Here is a 1673-nt window from a genome sequence, read left to right as displayed (position 1 = left end):
GCGCCGCCAGCGAGGCTCCTACGAGAAAAGCTGGCGGATTTGTTCGGCGCTGGTGGGCCGTACTACCCGGTCTATTTCCTTGCCATCATGGATCAGGATCAGCGTAGGCCACAGTTTGATCCGGTAGCTGCGACCCAGAGGGCGGCCAGGGCCATCGGCAATTTTTTCGTGGTGCAGCTCGGTCATCGGTGACAGCACCGTTTCGATGTCTTTCTGAGCGGCGATGCAATAGCCGCACCAGTTGGCGCCGAATTCCAGTACCCAGGTGCCCGGCCGTTGTTCAACCTCCTCGCGATTGAGGGTTTCTTCTTCATAACTCTTCACATAATTCATTTCATATCCGCTCGATCAGACATTCCACAAAAGCCCGCATCTTGGTCGGAGCCTCGCGCCCCGGCGGGTAGACCGCATACTTGCCCTGCAGGTCGCCGACCAGTCTGACAGAACTCTCTGTTGATCGCCTCGCTCCAGCGCTTCGGCGGCAATGGAATCCGCCATCACAGAGATCCTCGCCTGGCGATTGTCGGCCGCGCCGGAGCTCTGCGGGTGGCGGCAGATACGCTTTTGATCGACACTCCCGCCAGTGCTGATCGGGCAATGACGACCTGCTGGTGGACGACTAGAGCAACAGCCGTTCCGTACAGGGTTGGTTAGGCCGTAGCACTGCTGGGTGAAGAGGATCACCCGCAACACGAACGTGAGCGCTTCACTCTGGCCTACTGAAAACCGGAGCAGTGACTACCGCCGCTCCCCTTTTGGGTTTCTTTTATGGTTAGATGCGGGAAACGGCAGATAACGGATAGCCCTGTGACTGAACAACCGGTAATCACCGAAACCCGCGACGACCTTTTCATTATCACCCTGAACCGCCCCGACAAGCGTAACGCGGTGGATCGCCCCACCGCGGATGCGTTACGTACCGCTTTCGACGCCTTTGAGCAGAACACCGATCTCAAGGTGGCCATCCTCACCGGCGCTGGCGGCAACTTCTGCGCCGGCGCCGATCTGTCCGCCTTGTCTGATCCGCAACGACGCAATGAGATTGACGAGGCCGGCAGCGGCCCCGGGCCCATGGGCCCTACCCGTATGCTGCTGAGCAAACCGGTGATTGCAGCCGTAAGCGGCTTTGCGGTGGCAGGCGGACTGGAATTGGCATTGCTGTGTGACTTGAGAGTGGCAGAAACGTCGGCCACGTTCGGTGTGTTCTGCCGGCGCTGGGGCGTGCCACTGATCGATGGTGGTACCGTGCGTCTGCCTCGCCTGATTGGCCACAGCCGGGCCATGGATATGATTCTGACCGGCAGGCCGGTGGCGGCCGATGAAGCCCTGCAGATCGGCCTGGCCAACCGGGTGGTGGCCTACGGCACAGCACTGGATGAAGCCATCACCCTGGCCCGGCAAATCGCCGCCTTCCCGCAACGCTGCCTGCAGGCCGACCGGCTTTCAGCCTATCGACAATGGGACCTGGCGCAGGAGGAAGCCCTGCGCCAGGAAGGCGCCGGCGGCTACCCGGTGGTATTCGAAGAAGCGATTGGTGGCGCCGAACGTTTCCGGCAAGGCGCCGGACGGCATGGGAAATTTGAAGAGTGAGTTTTGTGGAATGACCAGCCTGGCAGTGAAATACTAGCAGCCGATCCGGTTTCTCTGGCCAAGGTTCGCCATGCAAGCATAGC

General features: G+C 60.6%; 2 protein-coding genes. One reads left to right on the top strand and one right to left on the bottom strand.

Annotated elements, in window-relative coordinates; translation table 11 throughout:
- Window positions 1-18: 18 nt before the first annotated feature.
- Window positions 19-333, bottom strand: a complete 315-nt coding sequence (locus B3Q33_RS10570) for a thioredoxin family protein (RefSeq protein ID WP_272963192.1) — start codon at window positions 331-333, stop codon at window positions 19-21.
- A 474-nt stretch (window positions 334-807) separates the two neighbouring features.
- Between B3Q33_RS10570 and B3Q33_RS10565 the strand changes: the two genes are divergently transcribed.
- Window positions 808-1590 (top strand): crotonase/enoyl-CoA hydratase family protein, encoded by a 783-nt coding sequence (locus B3Q33_RS10565; RefSeq protein WP_272963191.1) that lies wholly within the window; start codon window positions 808-810, stop codon window positions 1588-1590.
- The last annotated feature ends 83 nt before the right edge of the window (window positions 1591-1673 follow it).

This window comes from Alcanivorax sp. UBA3183 (genome assembly GCF_002364155.1).
In the GTDB taxonomy this organism is placed as follows: Bacteria; Pseudomonadota; Gammaproteobacteria; order Pseudomonadales; family Alcanivoracaceae; genus Alcanivorax; species Alcanivorax jadensis.
This window is presented reverse-complemented; position numbering and strand designations above follow the sequence as displayed.